The organism is Rhodoferax sp. GW822-FHT02A01 (assembly GCF_038784515.1).
In the GTDB taxonomy this organism is placed as follows: Bacteria; Pseudomonadota; Gammaproteobacteria; order Burkholderiales; family Burkholderiaceae_C; genus Allorhodoferax.
In genome coordinates this window covers 5,259,081-5,284,449 of the sequence record NZ_CP152376.1, presented here as the reverse complement: position 1 = coordinate 5,284,449, position 25,369 = coordinate 5,259,081, and the positions used below count along the sequence as shown (strand labels likewise).

Sequence of the window (25,369 nt, the reverse complement as noted above, 5' to 3'; positions counted from 1 at the left end):
TCGCGTCAGTTTTCCACTGACATTTGACTTGCGTTGTCGCTTAGTTATATATATGTCGAATGGACCGACTACAACGTCGGATATTATAAAATCTATCCTGAATTAGGAAATCATTGATTTTGAACATGATGCTCATATATCAGACGTTTAGAATTTATTTCTAACCTGCCTTCCTGTGTCAGAGATAAAGGGGACTCATGAAGGACAAATATACTAAAGCGGGGAGTGAATGATGAGGCTTCAGAGATACTTGACTATCTTGCTGATGGTTTGTATGTCATCCGTTGCGGTGGCTGACCCTCAGTCACCCGGCACTCTCTCAGGCGCACTTTCGGGTATCACCGACGTCCTGGCGACCTACCTCGCCGCGTTAGCAGGCGCCAGTGGCCTTGCGGTGGCTTTTCTCGAAGCTTTCAAGAAGCTGTTTTCTGTCCGTGGCCGGTTCAACCGGGCGGCGGTAATTCTTTGGCTGTCGGAAGACGATGCTTCCGTTCCAAAGGAGCTCAGGCCTGCTACGACCGGACCACTCACTTGGGCATCTCTTGCCGTGTCGCTGGGCCGAGCACCGCACTACTCGGTGCGAAAAGACAAGAAGGCAGACTCGGAAGGCATCGCCAGGCGGGCTGAGTCCGCCCTTCGTGCTCGCTTTCCCAATGCCGATCGGGCTTTGGACCGCCACCCTTACGACCCCGCCAGAGCCTATGCGGAATTCTTTCATTTGACGTCGGGACAGCGGCTCCCGATTCCTCTCAAGCCGCGCGGCGACTGGGCCCATTGGCGCGGTATTGACCGGGCGGTCTTCGAGCTGGATGTTGCCCGCTTGATGGCCCAAGTTCAGGATGCCGCCGACGCCGTGCTCAGCAACCCTTCGGCGTACCGAAATCTCTATGCCTTCTTCACGCGCGGCTGCTCGGCTGAGGAGGCGGGAGACTGGCAAGCATTTGTGACGGGGACGAGATTTGACACCACCGATGCACCGACCAAGGCGGCGTCCGATCTGTACGGCCGTGTCCGCCTGTTGATGCGGCGTCAGTTGGATGCATTCCAATGCGTGACTGCCAGCCGCTGGGAAGAGATGAATCAGCTCTGGGCCATATTGGTCGGAGCGGTGATCTTGCTCTTAGCGCAGTTCATCATGCTTAGTCATCTGGGCGACGCCAAGGTTGCGCCTTTCCTGCCAATTCAGGACCTGTTCAACGGAGCTGCCGAGGCCCTCCGCAAACCGGATCTGTTTTTTGGTGTCGTACTCAAGGCCGCTTTAGGCGGTGCACTGGCGCCCTTTGCCAAGGACTTGCTAAGCTCCATCTCGTCACTCAAGTTCACCAAGCCCTGAGCGGGACGCAACATGGCCAAGTTCAAGGGACATGCACCAGGCTATTTCAGCCGGGTGATCCTCTCGTTGTCGATGAGGCTGGAGTTCGAAGGAGGCGGACTGCGAGATCCTGGCCTCCCACATTGGAAGAATGAACTGACCATCTCACAGCCTGACCTGGTTGTTTTGGTGCATGGGTTCAACAACAACCAAGAAGAAGCCGAGGTCGCCTACCTTGGTTTTCGGGACCGACAAGCCGAGTTGCTCCAAACCAATTCCCAGAGGTTCGAGGACACACTGACCGACGTTTTCTGGCCTGGCGATGCCGACTGGGGCTTCTTGGACCGCTTGGATGCTCTTTGCTACCCAAAGGCCGTTGGTGTAGCGAAGACTTCGGCCCCCATCCTTGCTGACTATCTAATGTCGCGCACCGATGTGCTGAACCTCTATTTCATCGGGCATTCGATGGGCTGCAGGGTCGTGCTCGAGACTATAGAAATTTTAAGGAGCAGAGGGCATCAAACCCCCATCAGGAAGGTCTGCCTCATGGCGGCGGCTGTTCCAACGCACGAGATATGCCCCGGAGGCCAGCTATCTAAGGCGTTTGAAGTGCCCGAACGCTTGCGAGTGCTCTTCTCGCCAGCTGACCTGGTATTGCAGTACGCATTTCCGCTTGGCGAAAGCGCTGGAGGGGATGGGCTTCTGCCTGTCGCTGTCGGCCGGTATGGCGATGTCCCTATGTCGCCCGGGAAGATTGATCGTGACTGGATTCCCAGCGCAGGCCATAGTGACTACTGGGGTTGGAACAATTCCAAAGAGTCAAAAATAGCTGCGCAGGAGATTGCTGATTTCCTCTCTTTCGGTGCACAGCCGAACTCACTGCGAAGTCGTCCCGTGGCGCCAGCTCGTCCGGAAGCTCCAAAGCGTAATTTGGCTTTGCGCGACATTGGATATCCATAAGAGAAGATTGCCTAATTTTTAATAATAAATTGTAAAAATAGCGAACTGCATAATGTTTTAAAAGGGGTACTAACCATGGTGGAGACAATTTTAGGCACAGTGTTAGCCATCTGCAGCCTATTTCTTGCGTTTGAAAAGCCACGAAAAATGGTAATAAGTGCTTACGAATTCTGTCGAAACAACCCAAATAAATTAATAAAATATAACGACACACTGACGAGTAAAGGATTTCTAAAATGGCAAATCAACGCTCTATTATCAATATATTCCAGCAAGGTGGTTGCATTTAATAATGGACGTCATTTCCCGGTAGCGATATTTGAATTTGACGACAGCCAAGCACTCTGTGGAGATGTAAACGATAAATTTCAATATCTTGGAAAACTTTCTGATGAAAGCATTACAAGCCACAACCCAAAAACTACAGCAACTCAGAGGGAATATTGGAATTTAATAAACCGAACGATTCATAGCAAAGATCAACTTGGCTTCTACTTAAAAAAGCTATCTTTAAATTCAGAAGGAAAAATGATTGGTTTCGACGCTGGCATATGCAAATATCAAGACACCGTTATTACCAATAACTTCCTATTGTACGAACAGTACAAAGCCTACATTTCTGGCGACACTTTAAACACCGGAAATTGGAGGTTGAAGTTGCCTCAGCTGGCAAATGTAATCGGACTCAATTCCCTTATCGGCATTTGTAAACCGTCAAATTGTTTTCCCTTGTTGAGTGTTCAAGCAATTATCGTTTACAAAGATTATATTTCTTCGGGCTGCCCTTGGAGATTTAGATTCATGGTGCGCTCCAAATCCGGAGCCGTATCGTCCTATGCTGGCTATAAGCAGATTACCCCATCTGGCGGGTTTGAATTTTTTGGCGATTCTAATAATGCGTCCTTTGAAGAGGTAAAAAAACACTTCAACATCGTAAATGCAATTTACCGTGAAACTCTCGAGGAATTATTCGGCCATGAAGAATTTCAGTATGGAAAAAATAGGATTGACAAAGATGACTTACAGAGACAAACCGAAATCCAAGACCTTCAAGCATCTTATAGCTCAGCTCAGAGTGATATCAGTAGCAATAGAAATTCCGGTCACGGCATTCATTTCCTCGGAACGGCTGTCACCTTAAGTGCAGTGAGGCATCACTTGTCATTTCTAATTATTGTTGACAGCCCCAATTATGCTAAACGAAGCGTAACCGTTGGCATTGAATCCCACAGTTTAGAGTCTGCAAATATTGCTGACCTTGATAATGAATTCCTGCTTTCTGACCTTGTAACACCGGATAGTGTGGGCCTAGTGTTACTTCTAAAGAAAAGTGGCTTGTTGGAGAAGTACGGCATACACTGATGATTTTTGCCTTTATGGCAGGAGCCGGATGCCCGAGCTGTTAAGCTCCACTGTACTGCGTCGGGGATCTCAACCAGTTTCTCGCAATCGGTTGTGTTTGAAGTCTAGCCTGCAAGCTAAAAACTTCCGCTCGAAATAATCCATGCTGCATTCCTAGCCTGACACCCGGACTCAAAAAGCGCATACCCCATTCATTATGGTCTGCGTTAACCATGGCGTGATACTCCAACACCTCTCTTTGCAATTACAGACGGGCGCACGTATAGTTTAGTAATTTTAAGGACAATTAAATCGCTTCAGCCAGCCAAACTAGAGGTTATATAGCGAGCAGCACGGTCTATCTCTGGAAACATTGTCTTTTCGTTAATCCCAAGTTTATCTAGTTGAGACAGGATGTCTGCCTTTAAATCGGAAGCGATCGTAATTCGCTCAATCTTGACATCGTGATTGTTGTCATCATCAATTTCTTCACCGAGACCAAAAGTAAAGAATGCACCCGCCTGGGCCAAGATGCGTTTATTGCTTTGTTTGGGTTTTACAAGAATGACACTATCGAGATCGGAAGGTTCAATCTCAGGCAAAAACCCATGCTTCTCTTGATTAATGAAATGAAGCAGGCGTTTGACTGACTTGCTCTCGTTGAATTCTTCAATTGGCAGACTCGTGTCTAGCCCCTCCTTGAGGTTATAGGAAAGTCTTGCTAGATTTGTGAGACAACTCACTGTATCGCTATCGAAATAGCGAATGCTTCTTTTATAGACGGTAAGGATTACGACTTGGCCATCACTCTCTACAGTTTTGGTGGAGGCCACTCCATCTTTCAGTATTCGTGTTCTCTTCTTCACGCTCTCACACGCAAAGTACAGGGCAACGAGAGGATTCATTGTCACATCAAGCAGACGTGTTGGGAGTGAATAATGTTGCATACGGACCAGCGCTTCCAATGTGCTTGTGTCACCACTGAAATCATCAGGATGCGCGGCAATCAACTCTCGAAGAAGGATATGCTCATTTTCCCTGGTGCTCTGCTTTCTAAATATCGATGGTTGGAGTCTAAAGTCTGGGCTTCCGTGTCCTCGATAAGTTGTAAGCATTCTTAGTCTTGTTGGTCTTTTGAGAATAATGTTAATGAAATCAGCAACGGATTTAACTTCTTCCATTGTCGGCTCCATAAGTTGCTTGAATCATTAGCATCACGAAACCTGGAACATCAATTCGCGCTCTGCCATTATTCATATTGCCCAGGCTCCTTTCCGGGGTAGTAGGTCTCGCCCTTCGCTTCAGGTATGGCACTAGCTTTGAAGTCAAACTCGCCATCCGAATTCGTGGCAACCAAGTACCCAGCGACTTGCACGATACCTGCTGCATCGACGACGCGAAAAACTAGTTCACCGCTCGAACGGCCATAGACGTGTTTGCCAGTCAACCAGTGCGTGCGCGTTACCTGACCGTCCTGCGTGGTGAACGCGACGGTGATTCTCGGTTTATCCTTGTATTCGCCGGCGAAGTGAGACCATGACACTGCATCGACAAATGCGTCTGGCTTGGAAGTGACACCATCTAGTAATGTTTTCATCCGGCTGACAGGGCCATCGAGCATCGCCAATGAATCTAGTGAAGCCTTGGCACTGTTCGCATCGGCAATGAAAATAGAAGTATCGGCCTTCGAATCTTTGTCTTTGGCGGTTTTGGCGTCCAAAATTGCCTTCTCTAGCTTCGCTGTTTGCAGCGCCTTTTGTGTGGTATGGGCATCGACGAATTTCGCGATCTCATTCAATTGCTGCATTTCATCGTTGATACCCTTTGCACGAATAATTGTCTCGACGTCGGCGCGTGGTACTTGCATAGGACAACTTGCCACCATGAAATATTCGAGCCAGGTTTCGCGCCGCCCGTCCGCAATCGACACGGTATAGTCGGATCTGAACATCTTCGCGATCGTCTGGATTGCGCCTGCGCCGTATTGCAGCATTGAGACCGCACTCAAGACGCCTGCGACAGCAATCTGCTGCTTAGCACCCAAGCCAACAGTGCCTTTGTTGGAATCTTGGTTCGCGAACTGGCTTAACTCTTTGAAGTCCCTCAGCACAAGGCTGCTCGCGACTATGCGGCGATCCAGGTCCGTAGGCGCGATAAATGCGTCTTTGATCTTACGAGCAGCTAGAACAGCACAGAACTTGCTAGCTAGACTTCCGGTGGCCTTGAGGCTACCGCTCTTCGACTCTAGCAGCATGCCCGTCGTCGAATCGGTAATCGCTACATTGCCGTCAGTGCCGATGCTCGGGGGAGCACCAAAAATATCCTTGATTGCTGAGAAATCTGCTACCTGCGCCCTGATCTTGGAGGCAGTGAGTGCCGCATCAGCATCGAGCTGAGACTTCTGGTTCGCCGAGTCCTGGCCATTTGCCAACGCCTTGGCATCCGCAAGAGCCTTGGCTGCGTTAAGCGCTGCGGTCTCCGCCTGGTCGCGTGCGACCTTGGCAGCGAGCGCGCCAGTGTCGGCATCTGTTGATGCGGCCTTCGCTTTAGCGAGGTCGGAAGCCGCTTTGATGCGGATCGCTTCTGCATTGTCCCGCGCGGTTTGCGCATCGAGCAACGCCTTTTCATCCGTCAGAGCCTTGACTTTGACGTCGTCCTCCGCAAGTGCGGGCGCTGAGAGCTGCAGTGCGCCGACCACCATGACAATTATGGTTGTGTTCTTCATCCGCCATACCCCCTTAGTGTGTATCTGTCTCATCGAGCAATTGTTGGACGCTCACGCGGTAGCGATCTTCGCCGGTCAAGTCCGGCCGGGACAAGCGGAAAATGGCCTCCATTTGTGCGGCTTTCCATTGTGTCCAGGCTTCATCCGCAGACGGTGTGGCAGGTGTGCCCTTCGCAGCTTCTCGCAAAGCGAGCAGCCACGCTACCCGTGGCGCAGAAAAACTGGTACCGCAGTGATCTGCGTCTATCCGCCCTGGAAACGCGAGTCCATATACGTGTAAGTTCTTGTTGGCGCTCAGTTTGCTGGTATCGCAACCCGCTGCACTCGTATTTTGCACCGCGATGAAGTCACCTGGTACAGTGCTACGTCCCGCGAAGAGCGGTAGTTGCAATTGAACATTCGCATTCGGATCGTTACCCGCCGCCGCAATCCAGAGCCCGTAAGCCGCATCGTCGCGAAAGGTGGCCGGGAGTGAGTTGCGAGGACTCGTCCACGACATCGAGATGAAATGTGGGCGTTGACTCGCTGCTGAGTAGAGAACCATGAAGTTGACGACGGCATCAACAATCGATTTGTCGGTACTAACTCGTAGGTCTGCTCCCGGGGTGTAAGCAGGAGGAACCGCCGACAGACGTACGGGGGAGAGCAAAGTGTCGACGAGTTTGTCCACACTGTCGAAATTAGGAATGCCCGGTTGCGTCGCTTTAGGGAGATTTCCTAGCGACGTCTTGAGTACGAGTTGGCTTGAAACTGAATCAGCCAGTAGCGCAACGCGCATGATCTCCCCTAGAGCGTTGCGTGCATATCGCTGCGCTACGTTGAGTGGAATGTAGAAAACACCGACACGCTCCTGCGTATCGAGTTGGCTGAAGCCATCAAGGCTGCGACGGATCATCGCGGAGTGCGACTTGAGAAGTGGGTATTCGCAATCGCTTTCACAAAAAGTAGTGCCGTAGTGGTTTTTATCCAGTTCGTCTTTCAGCGATTTGACGTCGCTCGAGTCACCACGTGAGTCCTGCAGAAAATATGCTTCGCGTACCTTCGCAGCGGCGTCAAGTATGAAGCGGACACTCCGGTGAAAGTCGTCCTGAGACGGCCAACTGTCATCGAGGATCACCACATACGGGTGAGTCTTCGCGGGCGCTTGGAGCAACTTTGTAATGAGCGCTTTCGATGGTTCGTCGACCGCCCCCACCGTAGCATCACTAACCGCCATATTTGCAACTATTTCTCCCTGGATAGGAAGAGGCTGACCAAAAGCCAACATTTGGCTGCGCGTCGAAAGGGGATCAATGTTTAGAGCCGCGTACTGGCTACGTTTCATTGAGCGGAGTTGGATCTCTGTCGCCGACAACGCAGAAACGCGGTTGAGCATCTTGGGTGCGTCGGCAAGGTAAGAATCAACACCCACCGTACCGAATGTGACTTGCGCACGTGTGGTCGTGAGACCTCCTATGACGTTCGGCGTCTCGGCGCCACGGGGCATGTCGGGCAGTAAGAGAGTCTGGCCGGCTATGAGATCTCTTTTTGGGTCACGGATGCCGTTGACCATTTGGACTTTGGATGCGAACCGCTTATAGGCAAGCGGCGTCCATGTCTCCGTCACATTGAACTGCTCTTGGAGGATACCCGAGAGCGTCTGGCCCGCCTTGACCGCGATTGGCTTGGTAAGGGAGTACGCTAACAAGCTGGACAGGTAAGTGGGATCGGTCTGATCAAGATGATAGTTGCGCGGTGCGATTCGAAGCACCAACAAATCTTCATCTGGCTCGACTTGCGCAGCAACTGAATTTGCGTTGACCAGTGCTCCCGCGATTACACATCGCAGAAATGCGACACGAAACGCACGTTCTGTGTCCATCTTCCCCCCTTTTTTCTGCGTAATGTGTAACGAAATGTTGCAACTGTCAAGGAAGTGATGCATTTGCCTGGCTTGCGGTGCTTCGTTACTGGTCAGTTGCGATCATTCCGGCCAATTTTCAGTCACTTGTCAAAGCCTGCTTCCTAGGCGCACGACTCAGTGCATAAGCGCGGCAATCTGTGGTGTTCCTTGCTTGTTGTTCACCAGTGTTAGCTTTAGGGCAGTAAGTTCAGTGATGTGGACTTCCGTTTTGGGTTGGTTGTGTGAATAGGGTGCTAATGCATGACGCCCTCAAACGGCCCGTTCCGGACGTTACCTGCGACTTTTGGTCAGATACCTTGGAACGAATCTGTCTTGAACCCAAAAAATAAGTGTCTACTGTTTGTTGCTGCCAGTGAACGGGGGCTTTATTGCACCCATTCACCAGCAACATTCAAAGGCGGCACAGTAGCATGCCCTTTCATTTGATAGCTTGGCGTGGCCACAAAAAGGTAACAGTGGCATGCCCGGCACCTAATTAATTGAGCTTACAGATTGAATCCACACTTCACAGCCGCTTCGTTGTAGGTGCCGAAATCAATGAGGGCATCTTCCCCCCGCTCTTTTCTGATCGCTTCAATTCTGGCATCGGTACATGCCTCCACTTTTGGATCTTTGATTTCAACGAACCCTTCGGAAATCGCTTTTTCGGCAGCAGCAGACAGCTTACCCGTTGGTGCTGGCGTTGGGAGTGGTGCAGGCTGGCTTGCTGCCTGTGCACCGCTTCCACTGACGTTGGCAGGAGCCTGGTCGGAAATGCTCGGATTGAAGTTAGCCGGTGCATCTGTTCTCTGCGCGTTTGGGTAGGGGACGGGGTTTTTCAGGTATGGAATCAACATTCCGCCGCATGCAGCCCCCACGACGATCAGGCCAATGACCTGCGGGCCAATGCGCCAAAAAATCTTGATCCACAGCAAGCTGAAGAATCCACCTGTCGTCCAGACTGCGGTAGGTCTCGCAAAGTTGCATAGTGCGTTGCCAATAAGCGCTCCAATAGTGCCACCAATGGTGGTGACGATGAAGCAAAGCACCGCCGAAAAAAATCCAAAGTTGTACTTCGGATTCACAAACATCGCATAGGCGGCCAGCGCCGCAAACGCCATGGCGGCAATGCCCCAAAGAACCACCGTGGCCTTTGGGTTCAGGTCTTGTTGTTGTGATACGTCTATATCTTCCATTTCGAATAGTCCTTCAAAGTAAAAAAGTTGAGTTGGTTGGTTAAAGCGAATGCGCTGCTGAGCGTTTCGGGGGGGAAGGCCACGGGATGCATACCGTTGTCCCAATGCAGGCCAGGTGATGACAGGCTCCCTCCCAAAAGCTTGCATTCGGAGATCATAAAGGGTTTCAAACACCGTGGTATCAAACACCTCTTTTGATGACGATCAGGGGGATGTCCAAAGCGGTACCCCGTCCCGACCCCTCAGCCAAGCTGTCGTTGCGCCAGGTCTTTGCCCGAAATATCCGGCTGGTGCGGGTGCACGCCGGTATGTCTCAGGAAGCCATGGCCGATGAAGCGGGGCTGGACCGTGCCTTTGTGGGAACACTGGAGCGTGGGCAGCGCAATATCTCGATAGATAACATTGAGTTGCTCTGCAAGGCCATTGGCGTGCCCGCGCACGAACTCATGGACCCGGACCTGCCCCAGCGGCGCGGCCTGGATGTCACCCGCACCCGTTCACCGCGCACAGTCCGGGTGCACGCTATCACCCGGCGCTGAATCACAGGCTCAGAACGAGCAAGCCTTGCAGGCGCACCGCAGAGGCCTTGCCGTCCAGGTGCCGGTAATGCAGCCCGTATCCTGCAGATGCAGGCACCGCACGGCCCGCCTTCCCCAGCAGTTCCAGTCGGGTGTTATGGCAGGTTCCCCAGGGTTCACAGGCTGTGGGGTCCAGCAAGAGCAGGGTGCGGATGTGGCCCGTAGTGGAATCCATCTCCACACCCGTGACCGTTACCCACACGCTGGATTTTGCGCTGCAAAACTGCACCATGCACATATGCCCATGTTGCACCGCTGCGCCCGCAGCACTGCCAATGGCAGCTGGCAGCCCCGATTCCACCAATCGCATGCGAATGGACGCCTCACCCAGATGAATCTGGGCACCGTCCATCCAGCGACCATCTTGCGTGAAACCACGACGAGATAGATGCGCAGCGGCTTCGTTAAAGGGAAGCTGGCCCAGCACCGCCACACACTGCGCCAGACAGAACGGCCCACTGTCAGCAGCTTGCACAGAGTCCGGATTACCCAGTGGCAGATTGCGGTAACGGCGTCCAGAGGCACCCGACACGGTGTACTGCACCTGCGTATCAAAACGCAGTCCTTTTGCAAAGATGTGCAGCAACTGGGTCATACATCCTCCTTGCCGGTCTGTGCTTCAGAGGGGTAGCGCATCATCATGAGGGCCCTCCAGATGCCAAAGGACCATTGCCAGCCCCACCATTCAACCCTACGGCCTTTGCATTGAGCTTCTCCTTGAGCGTCCGGTGTGTTTTGGGTGTTCTGGGGGCTGTGGTCTGCTGACCGTCCGGTGCCGGGTAAAACTCCTCTAGAACGGCGGTCGCGTCCTCATCCGTGTCCGTGAAGAACCCGTTGGCAAACCCTCGCCGTGCTGCATCGTCCAGCGCTGCCTGGTCAAACCCGGCAGACTGGCGCTGCGCATGCAAGGAGGCGGCCTGGTTCAGAGCCTCCTCGGTTGTAAGGCCAGAGCGCAGCGTGACATCCACGTAGTAGATGGGGGCACCGAAACTGGAAACTGTTGATTTGCCCCTCAGTCGCAATTCCAGCGGCAGGCAGGAGAGCTTCCCACCGGACAAAGCACTGAGGTACCTCAAACGAGCCGAGATAGTCCGTATGGAGTTGTAGCCCGTGGTGCGAAACACAAAGCTGCCCGTTGCATCGTCATCCCCCAGGGTCACGTTCAGGCGTCCATAGGGTTTGCAGGCCCCGTTGGCACCAAACGTACACACCTGCGGAGTCGGGCAAGGCAGCGTCTCCAATCCTTGGGGTGTCAGGCGCTGGCAGGTCTGCCCGTCACCGCTGCACACCTGCCTGCCAGTTCTTCGGTCAAACGCGGTGTACGCTGCCCGGAAGTTGAGGTCCGGGTCATCGAACATCACCCGCACGGGAATGGACCGAATCTTGTCGCCCTGGGCCTTGCGCAAAGTTTCATCCATCGGGTGCTGCAGCCAGATGCCGCCCCGGATCTGCACCTGAGTCGAGATCGTGAACTGGTCGTCCTTCTCGGGCAATCGCTTGCCCTCGCGCTCAACAACCTTGCCGATGGAGATGCGCCCCAGCACGGGCGGGGTAATGGCAAATCCCTTGATCATGGTAAATCCTTGGTATCAAAAGCACATGCCCGCCCCCAATGACATTGCCGGGGCGGGCACAACAACCCCGGCAACGGGGGGCTTGGGTGGTGTCAGGAAAGAAGCACTACGCCGGTGGTAATGGCCATATCGGCCATAGCGGTGGTAGCGCCAGCACGCTGTTCCCTTCACTGCACCAGAAACCGCCGTGAACCGGACTTGGCCAGGCTGTAGCGCTGCAGCAGCTCGGGATGGTCTTTGAGCAGCGCCTCGGTATCCAGCATGGAGCCATCCTTGCTGCGCTTCCATGAAACAGAACCCCCATCAAACACGGCCCTGGAAGCGTCTCCCATGCGCTCTTGAATGCGCTGCTTGAGTTGGGCTTCCAGCTCTACACAGGTTTGCAGGTGCGCCCGTATGGCCAGCAGGTCGGAGAAGGTGGCGGACATCACCATGTCATGGGTGAAGTCCAGCGTCTGACCGGAGTCCTGGGGATACAGGCAACGCAGCGCCACATCTGCCGATTCAGACCCATCGGCGGGTGGTGGTTCATCGGTTTGCACACAGCGCCAGAACTGTCGCTCCAGTTCGATCAACTGCTGGATCATGGCCTCATCGCGCTCAATGCGGTGAATCTGCAATTCCTGACCACAGATCAGCACGGCTACATCGGCGGCTTGCTTGCCGGTGACAGAGAGTTGGTGCATTACCTGCAGTTGGATGTACTCGGGGACACCGTCATTCCAGAGCTTGGCACCATTGATTCCTGTAGTCTTGCACTCAAGGATATTTACACTGGGATCGCCAAGGACCTCCCGGTCAATGTTGGCCAGCATCCAGGGTTCTTCGGGATGCTGCAATACGGCATTGACCCTGCGCACCCGGTTGCCGGTGCGCTTGACATAGAGTGATGAAACAATGGGTTCCAAGAGGTTCCCAAAAAACACTGCACTGGTGTCGTCAGTGGGGTCTGGTTTAGGCAGATCGGCATCCCGCCCCGTCTTGATCATCCACAGCTCAAGTGGGGACTGGTACGGATTGAGGCCAACGGCTGCTGCGGCATCGGAGCTGCCAATGCCACCTTTGCGAACAGAGAGCCATTCGTCGCGTTGCATGTCGTGGGTCCTGACCAGTTTGAGGGCCGGTCGGGAAGCAGCGGGTCGAGAGGCCGCAGATCGGGATGCCCCCGGTGGAGGGGCTTTCATGGGGTGTTTCATGGTGAGTTTCCAACAAAATGCCCCGCGCAGTCCGAAGACTGGGCGGGGCTTATGACGCAGGGTTGCGGGGGAGGGGGGTAATGGTGATTGGGTAGGTCGCTGCCCTCATGCCACCAGTTGCAGGGCTTGATCCAGGGCGCGCTGCTTGAGAGCAGCACCCTGGCCGAACCACGAACTATCCAGGCGTGATTCGCGGGAACGGGCCTGTTTCTGGTGGTCCACAAACTCAGTCACCGCGTTGAGCAGGCCCCAGGCAGTGCCGTTTGCGGACGACAGTTCCGAGCCTTTACCCTGTCCTTCGTAGAGCGCCTGCACGCGCTTCAGGGCACGTTCATTGGAGAGGCCCAGAGCAGGGTCCGAAAGTCCGTCTGTCTGGCACAGTACCTTCAAGAAGTAGTTCATGGACTCATGGGTCTTGACCTTGCGCTCGGAGAGCGTCTTCATGGCGTACAGAAAAACATCCCACTGTGAAACCGCAACACCCAATTGCTTCTTGACTGCCTGCGCATCAAACTTGGTGCTGTGTGGTACCTTGATGGCACCTGTTGCACCATTCAGGGCGATGGTCAGTGTGTTGTTGCACACCACCCGGATCGTGGTGGGGGTGGCCGTGGTTGCCAGGGTGCCATCGCAGGATGTGGCCAGAAGCAAATAGCCGTTGACCACATCGCCTCCCTTGAGGGCGGCGGATTTGCCGGTTTTGGCCAGGGCCCAGAACTTGCGGCCTTCCTTGAGAACCCCGGCGGTCTCCAGAGAAAAACCGGAAACTTCGGACAAGTCCCGGTAGAACTCCAGGATGTCACGGGGCTGCACGATTTCGTAGCGGTCAGAGACAACCGACAGGGGGGCTTTGGTATCGCTGCGGTAGAGGACTTTTTGGGCATCGAACGACATGATGCTGCCCAGACTACCCGCCTGTTCAGTCATGTAGCGCACAGGGCTGGAGCAGATGTTCCAGTTCATACCTGCTGCCTCGGCCCATGCAGACAGAGGCTGTTTGGGAGGGAGCGCATTGCCAATCCCATGCCAGGGTGTAGCGCCGCAAAAGGCCACGGTGTTGACGAGATGTGCCATGATGAAAGTTCCTTTGAAGGGGGTGTGACAACGCCCGCCCGAATGGGGGAAAGAAGGGCCGAGGTCAAGGGTTAAAGAGACGAATAAGAAAGACAGGAAAAACAGAAGGACTGCGCGAGGTTCAATCCGCGTTTGCCTTGAAGTGCGAGCCGCAATCCAGACAGCGGTAGTTGTACAGCACCGTGGTATCGATGGCCTGTCCAAGGGATGCACCGACGTTGCAGCCGGTGGTGCCCCCGATCAGGCCACCAAGGATGGCTCCTGCAATGGTGCCCAGCAATGCTCCGCCGGGACCCGCAGCAAGACCCAGGACACCACCGATTTCTGCGCCGCGCAGGACACTGGCAATGCCGCTGGCAGCACCTGCGACGGCTCCAATGACGCTGCCCGTCTTTTGCGCAAGGTCACGGGTCAGTACGCGATTGGAATAGCAGTAGGGGCAGGGTGGATGCATACAACTGTTCCTACACCGAGGTGAGAAATGGCAGAAGCAGAACAGTTGCCATCCCTGCCACGAATATCAGGAGAAAGCAAAAGAGGAGCTCAACCGGGGGAGAAAAATTGGGCATGTCAAAGTCCTTTGAAAAAGTGCAGCAAAAAAGAAGGCCCAAACCATCCCAGGACGAATCCGGAGAAGGCTTGGGCCCTTGGAGAAGCCAGCACGGGGGCTGGCTAGGGAGGGATTGAAAAAACTCCTACGCTGGAGGGCGCATGAGGATGTGAATTCCTTGGGGGGATTCAGTGTGGTGATATGTGGCTGAAAATCTTTAGGATCATTGAAATGTCAAGCAGTGGCCCGGGTGAGGCCGAAGCCGCACCTATGCCTACGATTTGCTGGACCGCAGACCGTTTGCGACCGACCCCACGTGTGTGAGTACTGCAATAGGCCCTACTCTTTTGCAGCTGCCTGAAACGCCCAACTTCCCAGGCAATCAATTGATTTGTCGAAAGAAGAGACTAAAATAATACTAATATTGATGCCATGGAGTACTCATGCGAGTTCATTTTGATACTAAAAAAGTACAGAAATTGGGTCGAATCGCGTTCCCAGGGCATTTGCTGCGCAATGCAGGCCTTAAAGAAGGCGACGATGTAGAGATCTACTTTGACGCAATTTCAAAGTGCATCATCATTGAGCGGGCTATGTCTATTGCGCTGCCCGACAATGCTGCCCAGCCACCAAAAGAAATCGGTAAAGGAAAAAAACATGACCACCAGTTCTAGTGAGCGCTATTCCGGACACGAATCTTTCGTGTGCCGCTACGGTTGGCTGCCGAAGGTTTATGCGGCAGTGACGCAGAACCCTCTCCTTTTGAAGGATGAAGAGCTCGCAATGAATGTGTTGGGCATTGGCCGAAATATGGTGAAGTCTGTGCAGTTTTGGGCAGAGGCTGCTGCTGTAATTGAGAGTGCTTCATCCTCAGGTCACGTGCCAGGCAAGGTCGGTGAAAGGCTCTTTGGTGTGGATGGATGGGATCCCTATCTTGAGTCGCTCGAATCCCTTTGGCTCATACATTGGCAGCTGAGTACTGCCGCACAACTTGCGGCTTGGAATGAGGTTTTTGGTGAAGGAAAGCTCATACGCTTTGACCGTCCAAGGCTGATTTCGGCCTTGGCTCAAAAAGGAGCCAACTTGGCGCGGCCATTGGCTCCCAGCACACTGGAGCAGCACGCTTCAATCTTTGTGCAAACCTATTTTCAGGCGGAAAGAGGTACTGATGACACCTCATGGTGCCCACTTCAGGACTTGAACCTCATTGGAGCAGCAAAAACCGAAGATGGTCGTCTACTCTACAACAGCAGTGCCGGAGCGCCAGTTGGACTGACATTGCGCCTATTTGGCATGGTCCTGGCTGACTATATTCGGCGACAAGGCCACGGGGGTAATTCCGCTGATTTTGTGACTGTTCTCAAAGGAGAGTTCAGCCCTGGAGTGGTTTTTCGGCTTGATGAGCATCAGCTCCGTCAACTTTTAGCCAATGCCATCGCTGGGCCCTTTAAAAAGGCTCTGAAATTCGTAGACACGGCAGATACCCAGAGTGTGATTTTGGATCTGGATGCAGTGGCACCGGAATACCGTTTGTGGGCACAAGAAGGAGAACTGCAACATGCATGACCACATCATCAATTACCTGAGCCTGCAAGGCCAACATACCCGATCTGTTTCTCTCTTGCGTGATCTTGATGAGGATCGGGCAATCAGTAACTACATGCTGACTCCCAATAGTCTTGGCGCATTGCGGCAAATCGGTGAGGGTTTAGCGTCTGGGGCCGCGCAAAGGGCATGGAAGATAGTGGGGCCGTACGGTAGCGGGAAGTCTGCTCTGGGGGTGATCCTTGCTCAATTGCTCGCAGGACCATTGCGACATGCTCCTGCCGCACAGAAGTTGGAAACTATTTCGCCAAAAATCGCCGCACTCTTTAAAAAGTCTCACCGTTTTACGATTCCGATCGTCGGAGCGAGGTTGTCGTTCGGAGTGGCTTTAGCCAAAGCGCTTGCCGACACGGCAGAGAAGCTTGGCTCCTCAAAGCCAATAGTTGCGTGGCTTAAACATCTCAATTTGGGTGCTGGAACATATAAGTCCCAACCACTCAATGCAATTGCAGGCGAGATGGCCCACGATTTCTCCAAAATTGTCACCGCTAATTTAGGGTTCAATGGCTTGACGCTATTGATCGATGAGGTAGGGAAATTCGTTGAATATGCCGCTTTGCACCCAGAGCACGGTGACCTTATCGCGCTGCAACAAGTCGCTGAAATAGCCTGTGCTCAAGGTCGTGATGAGTTGATGGTGGTCGCAATGTTGCACCAGCACTTTGCGAGTTACGCGGCTGGTGTAGGTCGGACCTTGAGTGACGAATGGCACAAGATAGCAGCCCGCTTCGAAGAAATACCGTTTGATGAACCAGTTGAGAGGTACGCGCACTTTGCGAGTCATTCCCTGGGAATGACATCCGCCCTGCGTAAGCACAAAGAATTGGTCTTAGAGAGCAACGACGTTTACTCAAAGGCCATTTCTCAGGTGATCCTTCGTGCTCCTTCTCAGGTTGACAAGGACTTATTCAAGCATTCAGAGTCGCTCTATCCACTGCACCCTTTGGCCCTTAGCGCTCTTGCAACGATATCAAAGCGCTATGGGCAGAGCGAGCGATCATTTCACGCATTTCTAAGCGGCAATGAACCAAAAGGATTACGAGAGTTTGCATCCGTAAACAGCCTTGGCACTTGGTTTCGTTTACCCGATCTGTATGACTATCTCGCAGAGGGATACGGTCTTCGGTTTCGTGATCTTTCTGCCGAGCGACGTTGGGAGTTTTCGAAGGCCGCTGTCGATCGTCACTCAGGTGATGTTCAAATTGCCGCGGTGCTTAAAGCAGTCGCCATATTCGAACTGGCGCAATCTGGATTGGTGGTCCCGGCAACAGCGGAGGCTATTGCTTATGCGCTGGGCAAAAAAGAAGTTTCATCAACTACCCAAATCCTGAACGACCTTGTTGAAAAAGGTGTACTCGTTGAGCGTCGAAAGATTGCCGAGTACGGGGTTGCGGTATCAGATACGGTCAATATTGAGGCTCTCTACGAACAAGCTGCTCAATCAAATGAGAGCGAGTTGGTGATTCGAGGAGTAAGCAAGGCACTCTCCCAACGTCTGATAGTTGCCAATAGACACTATGCGGAGACGGGGACTTTGCGTACCATGGGCGTGCTAGTTGGAACTCCTACAGCATGGCCACAAGTTCCAACGGGAAAAACAGAAGAGTCAGGCCCTGATGCCTGGCTCAAATTGGTGCTGACCCCGCATGACGCGAGTATCGAAAAAAATGTTCTCCGGTTGATCAAGGATGATGATGATGTCCGTTCCATTACTGCTCGTCTGCCAATTACCAATGAAGGGCGTGCGGCGCTAGCAGAATATGCGATATGGCAGGCTATCTCTATTGAGGTCAACAGTAAACGCCTCGACCCCTGGACGTCTCGGTATGTAGAGGGGCGACTTTCCGGAGCCGCAGAGGTGGTGGAGCGTCTGGTGACTTCAGCTCTGATGCCACTGTCTGATCGTGCAGGGCTCGCTTATTGGCATGCGGGTCGTGCGATTCCCGGCGGGGAATTTATGAATGCGAGTCAGCTTGCGTCTTGGTTGTTCAACAAGATTTATGATCAGACTCCTCGCGTTGTGAATGAATTGATCAATAAGGACAAGCCTGCGTCGGCGATTGTTCTCGCCAGACAGCGCATGTTCGATGTCATATTGAGCGGAGATCCTGAGCGGAAAATTTGCGGTGAGTCAGATTTTCCGCCGGAGAGACTGATTCACACCACTTTGCTGCGGGAAACAGGTTTGTGGCGCGAAGAGTCGGGCCGTTGGAGTTTGCAAAGCCCATCGGAGACCGCACAGGTGAATATTTCTGCAGTTTGGGACGAATTGTCCGAACAGCTGCGCAGTTCAACAGCATTGAACTTTGGGCAGATGCTCGATGCTATTGCCGCACCTCCGTTTGGGGTCCGTGCTGGACCTGCAGGAATCTGGATCGTCTTGTACTTGTTAGTGAATCGGAATCGCTGTGCAGTGTTCGAGCGTGGCACACTGGTTCTGGAGCTCACCGCCGAGCATCTTCAGCGGATGTACAAAAATCCGAGTATTTTCACTATGCGTGAACTCGATGTCGCAGAGGAAAGCAAAAGTCTCCTAAATGACTACCGATCTGCGCTGGCAGCCATCGGAAGCGAGATTGGTAGTAACCCGACCTATTTGAATGTGGCGAGAACACTTTTCAGATGGTTCACCAGGCTGCCCGAGTACACCATGCAGACTCAGCAAATCAGCAAAGATGCGGCTCTCGTACGCACGATGCTGAGCAAAGCGACTGACCCAATTGAGCTTCTAACGAATACGCTTCGAAAGGCGTATCTGGAAGCGAAATCCAAACTGTCGTACGCCGATTGGCTTGCTAATGCGCTTACAAACTTGGGCATGGCGCACAGGCGTCTTCAAGACACCGTCGCGGCCGAACTTAGCAAAGGCTTCGGAATTTCTGGCCCTCTAAACCGCGTGCGTAATCAGTTGCAGGCTGAATGTTCCAAAGACGCGTCCAAACTGGCCGATGCCAAGCTGAAAAGCTTCATCTTGAGATGCACCGATCTATTGCTTACCGATGAAAAGTGGCTGGACTCTGTTGGAAGCCTCATTGTGCAGCGTCCTCTTGATTCATGGGTAGACGACACGGTGAGCAAGTTCCAGCAGGGTTTGACCGAACTTTGCGGGCACTATCGACGCTGGATGCAGCTTGTCATGCGCAGAGGCGAAGCTCCTGCCGCAGCGAATCGGTACCTTGGACTGACCCTTACCTCCGCGGAAGGCGAAGAGACGTCTGTGTTTGTTACTACCAACGAATCGACAGCTGCTATGGCCAAAGAGCTTGTATCTGCCGTAGTATCTTCCAGTAAGGGCGACCGGGAAGTCGCTGAAGCGGTGCTCGCTCAAGCGTTGCTAGACTTGCGCTCTGAAAAGAATAAGCCAATAGAAGGAGGGGTTCGGCATGGCTGAACAAAAGAAGGTGCGCCATATTCTGAGCTTGTCAGGTGGCAAAGACAGCGCTGCGCTGGCAATTTACATGCGTGATCGCGTTCCTGAGATGGAGTACATCTTCAGTGATACGCAGAAGGAATTGCCGGAGACTTATGAGTACTTGGATCGGATCGCAAGCTACCTAGGGAAAGAGGTCGTCCGGCTCAACGCCGACATTGGATTCGACCATTGGTACGAGATGTATGGGGGCATGATCCCATCCAACCACCGGCGTTGGTGCACGCGTGCACTAAAACTGAAGCCCTTTGAGCAGTACTGTGGAGACCAAGAGGTCGTCAATTACGTTGGCTTGCGAGCTGAAGAGAATCGTGGTGGCTACATCAGTCACAAATCGAATATCACCGCTGTTTACCCTTTTAAAGAAGATGGTCTGGTGCTTCGCGACATTGAGGAAATACTGCGAACCTCTGGGGTGGGCATGCCTCCGTATACTCAATGGGGACGCACTAGGTCAGGTTGCTACTTTTGCTTTTATCAGCAGAAAATTGAATGGGTACGCCTCAAAGAGACTCATCCGGATCTGTACGACAAGGCTAAGGCGTATGAGAAGCCGTATGAAAAAACTGGCAACTTTTTCACTTGGAGTCAAGGTGAAAGTCTCTCTGAGTTGGAGCAACCAGCGCGTATGGAGCATATCAAACGTGAGCATGTGATTCGTATCGAGCGGCAGAAATCACGCAATGAGAATGTTACTCTTGCAAAGGTCTTCGCTGATGCTGAATCAGCGCAAGAACCAGACGACGACGACGAGCAAGGCTGTCTCGTCTGCCAGCTATAAGTACTATATGTCCTTCACAATCACCGCTCGAACCATTCTGCATCTTGGGTCAGATCTCATATCTTCCGATGGAGTAGCAATTTACGAGCTAGTAAAGAATGCTATAGATGCGAACTCTAAAGATGGCGTCGAGATTGAATTTGATATCGTAATACGCGAGTCAGATTTCGCCTCCTGCATGACTCTTATAGATTTGGAAGAAGATGAGACATCTTTGGAGGAGCTTAAGGAGAAGTTCAAGTCAAAGATTAATTCTGAAGCCGAGGAAACGCTGAAAGAGACATTTTTCAATGCAATCGATGGATCAAGATCCAAAGATGGCCTCAAGAGGCGCGCTCTTGAAGCATACAAAACCTGCAATCGAATAACTTTTATCGATAGCGGTACTGGGATGTCGCGCAGTGATTTGCATGATATCTATCTGACTATTGGAACAACGCATAGGGCAAAGGCTGTAAGAGAGTCGCTCCGTAATGGTGAAAAAAGACCACCTTACCTTGGTGAGAAGGGTGTTGGTCGCCTCTCAGTGATGAGACTGGGTTGGCGGGTACGTGTTGAGACGGCAACTACTGCAGACATCGAAACGAACGTTCTGGACATAGACTGGCGTAAGTTCGAAGAGGCAGACGATGCCGAGGCATCGTCGGTTCAAATTGAAACTAAGAGCGGGAAACCCAAAAGAAAGGGTGATTCCGGAACGCGAATAACGGTTTCAGATTTGCGATCAAGTTGGTCTGTATCTCGATTACGAAATATTGCGCGCGACGAAATAGCCCGCATGGCAGACCCATTTTCGTGGGAGGAGACCAGACGGTTCCGGGTTCGACTGTCAATAAATGGTGTAGCAATCAGTTCGCCCAGGTCGGTCGCGAACGATTTGCTGAAGCACGCACATGCTAAGTGCACGGGAAGCTACTTCTTTGATAAAGAGACATGTAAACCCGCCTTGACGGCCACAATTAATTCGGAACTTTACAATGGACTGCCCAGAGATTTTTCTTTTGACCTCACTGATTTGATGTCAATGTCTGGCCTGAAAGACAACGGTCAACCTTGGAGCGTACTGAAGTCACTGGGCAGTTTTAAGTTTGAGTTGTACTGGTTTAACCGGCAAAGGTTAAAAGCAATCGCCGGAATTGGAGACCGAGAGGAAGTAAGGAAGCTGGTAAAGGCGTGGACAGGAATTTGTCTATTTCGAGATGGCTATCGGGTATTGCCATATGGGGGCGAGGGTGACGATTGGCTTCATCTTGATATGGAGGCCTTATCAGCGAGTGGCTACAAGCTCAATACCAAGCAAATCATAGGGCGTGTTACTATCGGGAGGCTGGAAAATCCAAAGTTGTTGGACCAAACCAATCGCCAAGGTTTAATTGAGTCCCCCGAGAAGGAAGCACTGATATCTACGTTGCACGAGCTCGTCTCCACTTGGTGGCATGACTATTTGAACGACGTCATTCGCGTGCAGAAGAAAACGTCTGAACTTGCATTCGATACAGTAAGTGAGTCTACAGTTGTACAAACGCTCGAAGAGCGAGCAACAACTTCGATTAAAGAAATTCGCCAACACTACACCGGTGAAGCGAGATTGCTTGCTGAGGTAAAGGATGCGTTTCTGGAAATCAAGGATGCACACGAACGCGCTGTCCAGCGTATTGGGGCAATTGAGGAAGAAAAGGAACGGCTAACTCAGCTTGCTGGCATCGGATTATTAGTGGAAATGATTGCGCATGAACTTGCACGTGCTACAGAACTTACTCAGTCGACGCTAAAAGATTTGAGTCGTAAGAACATTGGAGTTGATGCATCTTCGTCGCTAAAGACCCTCAGCTCTCAAATCAAAGTTATTCAGAAGCGTTTGGTTGCGTTAGAGCCGCTTGCTATTTCTGCACGATTTCGAAGGAGTGTGCAACGTCTGGCGCCGATCATCAGCTACATATTTGATGGTCATATTGCACAATTTGGTGTCGATCGGCATAACATCTCCTTCCGAATGAACGAGGTATCCAATTTAGCCACCGTAGGCTTTATTGTTGAAGGCCATTTGGTTCAAATCATTGAAAACCTAATTGCAAATTCTGTGTATTGGATGGACGTACATAAGAAAGAGCATCCTAGCTTTAAGCCTGAGATTGTTGTGACGATATTGTCTGATCCACCTCGGGTCATTTATGCAGACAATGGCCCAGGAATACCAAAGGAACGCGCAGAATCAGTATTTGAAGCCTTTTTCTCGACAAAGAAAGGCAGTGCGGCTCGAAGGCAAGGTTTAGGTCTTTACATCGCCAGGCAAAATGCAGAGGCGATGGGCGGTTCATTGAATTTGATCGCAATCGGGATTCCCCATAAAAATAGATATAACACGTTTGAGCTGGAACTCAAGGAGGGCGCAGATGAATCTTAAAACAGTTTTTGCAGCAAGCGGTATCACATGTGTTCATATAATCGATGATGCGTTTGATAAAAGTCCGGACAAAGCACCGGAAGGGAGTGAAATTCAAGTATTTCTCGATAATTCCTCTAATGAAGATCTTGAAGCTATCGCCACATCTTTGAATATAAGAAATGATGAGGAGGACATTCGGAAAGCGCTTGGCTTAGCTGACAATTTTTCAAAACTCTATCTTGATAAGCCAAAGCTGTCAGACAACAGCAAAGAAGCCTTGTTTGGAGATTTTGAAAGATACCGTTCCGGCAAACTTAGTCTTATCCAGCCGTTGATTGACTTGTTGACCGGCGAAGGCTTGAACTGTATTCCTTTTGGTGCTGCTTATGACCCCAGCAGCCATCCTATTCCGCAATTGGTCTTTATTGACCTGAAGTTGAAAGATAGCAACCCTGTTGTTGACCATAAAGATGCGGTGCAGGTGGTCGCTACTCTTAGATCCAAGGTGCCTCAATGCAAGCCATTTGTATTCCTAATGTCTTCGCTTTCCGTCCATCTTCCACTGCAACGAGAGCCATTCAGAAAAGACGCTGAGCTGTTTCAGTCTGAGTTCGAAGCGGTAGATAAGGCTACATTCAGTGATGCAACGGCTCTCTCGGTTTTGCTTGCAAGTAACACCCGTGCGATCCCTCAAATTGGGAAATTGCGAGACAGCATAAATTTACTGGAATCATCACTTGGTACTGCATTCCAGAGCGTGATGGAGGAGTTGCGAGCTCTTGATTTGGCAGATTATTTCGTCCTGTATCACAACACGGTTGCCATCGAGAAGACCACTATCGGCAGCTACATAGTCGAACTCTTGCTTGAGTTTCTGGCGCATGAAGTTGAGGGGACGGCCGAAATCTGGGAGTTGTACAAAGGCATCGAAGACTTGAAGGTGCAAAAATTGCCGCGCGCCAGGTTTGGTTTAACAACTCCTGCTGCTAAGCTGTACTCTGCCAGTATGCTTCATTCGCAGAAGCGTTTGTTGGCAGAGGAGTCTCTTGTACGCGGGCCAGGTAATGGGTATTTTTACCTCGGAGACATTTTTTGCGAAGCTCAATCGTTGAATACAACGTCACCATCTAGAGCTTTTGTTGTAATTACGCCTGCCTGCGATATGGTCCGTCCTGAGTCCATGGCCGGTATGAATATACTACTGTGTGAAGGAGTTGTCACGGATTTCGTGCCAGGTGAAATTCCGAACGCCCGAGGGGCACTACCTGTTGTCATCATGCCAAATCCACGTGATTCTGAAAAGAGCATTCTCATTACTTGGGATCGAAAAAGAATCCACGTTTGGGATGATGAAGAACGAAACAAATTTAAAGGGGCAGACTGTCATTATGTTCGTATCGGCAGGTTGCGCCCAGTGTATGCAGTGCAACTCCAGCATGCGGTAACTTCTGATCTAAGCCGCATCGGCACTCAGCGTCCTCCAAGCATGCTTGCGCCGCGCCATGTTAGGTCTTACGTTTCCGACGGTACGCGATGGAAGCTAATATTTAAGAGCGATAGTTTGGATGCGGGTGCGCTTGCAGAACTGGTGGATGATGACGATACCTATGTCACCTACGTCCTTTCCGACCCTGCGGTCGGAAAGATTTTAGAGAATCTTTCTAGTTGGTTGGATGCAAACTCCACTGCAGATAAGGTGGATATTCTGCGTAAGGTTTCAGGTGACGCCATTGTTGATGCTCTTCAAGGATTTCGGCAAAAAGTTCCCAAGCCAAACCGCGATAAAAATGATGTGACCGCTTTTCCGCTGGAAGAGATAAACGAAATCGGAAAGGTTGTGGCGTTTGTGCCCGGGCGGCAGGCTGTAACTCCATTTCAGACCATCCGCAATGCAAGCAAAACAAAAAAGGACCGTGATACACGGCTCCTAATTGTGTTTGAGGACGATTTAACGGCGGAGGAGCCTGCGGACTTCGATCCCAACGCAGCAAAGCCGATGGCCGCGGAGACATCGGTCCAAGCTGCTGAGGGTACCTTGACTGCCATATGCCCAACATACATAGGTCCCACCGCCGACATCCAGGTTCCACCGGCCGCCACGGCAGCGTGAGCCACGTCAATAGTTACGCTGCTTCAATTGCGCCACTTGTATTCATTTTTTCTTTGCTATTTGGCGAGTCTTTTTAAGAGCATCCTGCTCACATAGCACTCCATTTCTTTCGAATTGTGTTCAAACGAGCATCGGTTGGTTTTCTGAATCAAAAGACATAGCGCAGCTGGTCTGCAACCGACCAGATAAAAGAAGACATATTTTGGGCGTTCCTGGCCATAAGCATCTGTCGTGCGGGTGAACTGGACATGCTCCAGTGAGAGTGTGTCCAGTGATAGTCCGCAGATATTACAATCTAGTTCTACTCGGCCCCTTACACCGGGCTAGGGTGGGAATTTTGGATGTGCAATAAATTACTGTGATTGCAGACCGCGCCAAACAACATAGTCTCTCACCCCGCATCAGTCTGGGTGAGAGACTATGTCGAGTTAATGTGACGGGCGAAGTACAAGACAAAGGTGACCATGGCATCCATGGGCCCGCTGCTTGGACATTTCAGGAAGTATTTGCGGCAACTTTAGCGCAAAAGATACCCCCCATTCAGTAACAGGCGCTTTTCGCTTGTCAAACTGAGTGCCCCGTTGATAGGCTCGCTCCACCGCATCCGGCAATTGGTGGGCCAAGGCGTATTCAGCAACCTCGCGTGGATAGGCGGTTTCTTCAGCGGCC

General features: G+C 51.9%; 19 protein-coding genes. 10 read left to right on the top strand and 9 right to left on the bottom strand.

The features are described 5' to 3' along the window. Positions 1 to 250 precede the first annotated feature (250 nt). The 3 genes from AAGF34_RS24920 to AAGF34_RS24910 all read left to right on the top strand — a co-directional run bounded on the left by AAGF34_RS24920 (position 251) and on the right by AAGF34_RS24910 (position 3,634). Positions 251 to 1,333: a hypothetical protein gene (locus AAGF34_RS24920; protein WP_342618409.1), complete on the top strand. Its 1,083-nt coding sequence runs from the start codon at positions 251 to 253 to the stop codon at positions 1,331 to 1,333. 12 nt (positions 1,334 to 1,345) lie between these two features. Next, the gene (locus AAGF34_RS24915) at positions 1,346 to 2,272 is read left to right on the top strand and encodes an alpha/beta hydrolase (RefSeq protein ID WP_342618408.1); all 927 of its coding nucleotides are present in this window, start codon (positions 1,346 to 1,348) and stop codon (positions 2,270 to 2,272) included. A 75-nt stretch (positions 2,273 to 2,347) separates the two neighbouring features. Further along, a complete protein-coding gene (locus AAGF34_RS24910) occupies positions 2,348 to 3,634 on the top strand; it encodes a hypothetical protein (protein WP_342618407.1) in 1,287 nt (428 codons plus the stop codon). 296 nt (positions 3,635 to 3,930) lie between these two features. On the opposite strand, the gene AAGF34_RS24905 is transcribed toward AAGF34_RS24910, so the two are convergent. The 4 genes from AAGF34_RS24905 to AAGF34_RS24890 all read right to left on the bottom strand — a co-directional run bounded on the left by AAGF34_RS24905 (position 3,931) and on the right by AAGF34_RS24890 (position 9,605). Beyond that, positions 3,931 to 4,794: an FRG domain-containing protein gene (locus AAGF34_RS24905; RefSeq protein ID WP_342618406.1), complete on the bottom strand. Its 864-nt coding sequence runs from the start codon at positions 4,792 to 4,794 to the stop codon at positions 3,931 to 3,933. Positions 4,795 to 4,862: 68 nt separating this feature from the next. Further along, positions 4,863 to 6,338: a hypothetical protein gene (locus tag AAGF34_RS24900; RefSeq protein WP_342618405.1), complete on the bottom strand. Its 1,476-nt coding sequence runs from the start codon at positions 6,336 to 6,338 to the stop codon at positions 4,863 to 4,865. Positions 6,339 to 6,351: 13 nt separating this feature from the next. Then, on the bottom strand, positions 6,352 to 8,199 hold the full coding sequence (locus AAGF34_RS24895) for a S8 family serine peptidase (protein WP_342618404.1): 1,848 nt from the start codon (positions 8,197 to 8,199) through the stop codon (positions 6,352 to 6,354). A gap of 527 nt (positions 8,200 to 8,726) precedes the next feature. Continuing rightward, entirely contained in the window at positions 8,727 to 9,605 is an 879-nt protein-coding gene (locus AAGF34_RS24890; RefSeq protein WP_342618403.1) for a hypothetical protein, read from the bottom strand. Between the two features lie 23 nt (positions 9,606 to 9,628). Between AAGF34_RS24890 and AAGF34_RS24885 the strand changes: the two genes are divergently transcribed. After that, positions 9,629 to 9,955 (top strand): helix-turn-helix transcriptional regulator, encoded by a 327-nt coding sequence (locus AAGF34_RS24885; protein WP_342618402.1) that lies wholly within the window; start codon positions 9,629 to 9,631, stop codon positions 9,953 to 9,955. A 1-nt stretch (position 9,956) separates the two neighbouring features. On the opposite strand, the gene AAGF34_RS24880 is transcribed toward AAGF34_RS24885, so the two are convergent. The 5 genes from AAGF34_RS24880 to AAGF34_RS24860 all read right to left on the bottom strand — a co-directional run bounded on the left by AAGF34_RS24880 (position 9,957) and on the right by AAGF34_RS24860 (position 14,292). Continuing rightward, a complete protein-coding gene (locus AAGF34_RS24880; RefSeq protein ID WP_342618401.1) occupies positions 9,957 to 10,589 on the bottom strand; it encodes a hypothetical protein in 633 nt (210 codons plus the stop codon). Positions 10,590 to 10,632: 43 nt separating this feature from the next. After that, on the bottom strand, positions 10,633 to 11,568 hold the full coding sequence (locus AAGF34_RS24875) for a phage capsid protein (protein WP_342618400.1): 936 nt from the start codon (positions 11,566 to 11,568) through the stop codon (positions 10,633 to 10,635). Positions 11,569 to 11,735: 167 nt separating this feature from the next. Then, positions 11,736 to 12,662 carry a lambda-exonuclease family protein gene (locus AAGF34_RS24870; RefSeq protein ID WP_342618399.1) on the bottom strand — a complete coding sequence of 309 codons (927 nt, stop codon included), beginning with the start codon at positions 12,660 to 12,662 and terminating at the stop codon, positions 11,736 to 11,738. A 207-nt stretch (positions 12,663 to 12,869) separates the two neighbouring features. Continuing rightward, a complete protein-coding gene (locus AAGF34_RS24865) occupies positions 12,870 to 13,838 on the bottom strand; it encodes a DUF932 domain-containing protein (RefSeq protein ID WP_342618398.1) in 969 nt (322 codons plus the stop codon). Between the two features lie 121 nt (positions 13,839 to 13,959). Beyond that, positions 13,960 to 14,292: a hypothetical protein gene (locus AAGF34_RS24860; RefSeq protein WP_342618397.1), complete on the bottom strand. Its 333-nt coding sequence runs from the start codon at positions 14,290 to 14,292 to the stop codon at positions 13,960 to 13,962. Between the two features lie 539 nt (positions 14,293 to 14,831). Here AAGF34_RS24860 and AAGF34_RS24855 point away from each other — a divergent pair. From AAGF34_RS24855 to AAGF34_RS24830, 6 genes are read left to right on the top strand one after another with little or no spacing between them, the layout of a single operon-like run. Further along, a complete protein-coding gene (locus tag AAGF34_RS24855) occupies positions 14,832 to 15,062 on the top strand; it encodes an AbrB/MazE/SpoVT family DNA-binding domain-containing protein (protein WP_342618396.1) in 231 nt (76 codons plus the stop codon). Continuing rightward, positions 15,046 to 15,954 carry a DUF4007 family protein gene (locus tag AAGF34_RS24850; RefSeq protein WP_342618395.1) on the top strand — a complete coding sequence of 303 codons (909 nt, stop codon included), beginning with the start codon at positions 15,046 to 15,048 and terminating at the stop codon, positions 15,952 to 15,954. The genes AAGF34_RS24855 and AAGF34_RS24850 overlap by 17 nt, the downstream gene beginning before the upstream one ends. Beyond that, complete coding sequence (locus AAGF34_RS24845) at positions 15,947 to 19,384, top strand: hypothetical protein (RefSeq protein WP_342618394.1); 3,438 nt, start codon at positions 15,947 to 15,949, stop codon at positions 19,382 to 19,384. The genes AAGF34_RS24850 and AAGF34_RS24845 overlap by 8 nt, the downstream gene beginning before the upstream one ends. Then, positions 19,377 to 20,204: a phosphoadenosine phosphosulfate reductase family protein gene (locus AAGF34_RS24840; protein ID WP_342618393.1), complete on the top strand. Its 828-nt coding sequence runs from the start codon at positions 19,377 to 19,379 to the stop codon at positions 20,202 to 20,204. Before AAGF34_RS24845 ends, AAGF34_RS24840 begins: the two co-directional genes overlap by 8 nt. Positions 20,205 to 20,211: 7 nt before the next feature. Then, positions 20,212 to 22,608, top strand: a complete 2,397-nt coding sequence (locus tag AAGF34_RS24835; RefSeq protein ID WP_342618392.1) for an ATP-binding protein — start codon at positions 20,212 to 20,214, stop codon at positions 22,606 to 22,608. Continuing rightward, positions 22,598 to 24,700 carry a hypothetical protein gene (locus AAGF34_RS24830; RefSeq protein ID WP_342618391.1) on the top strand — a complete coding sequence of 701 codons (2,103 nt, stop codon included), beginning with the start codon at positions 22,598 to 22,600 and terminating at the stop codon, positions 24,698 to 24,700. The genes AAGF34_RS24835 and AAGF34_RS24830 overlap by 11 nt, the downstream gene beginning before the upstream one ends. The last annotated feature ends 669 nt before the right edge of the window (positions 24,701 to 25,369 follow it).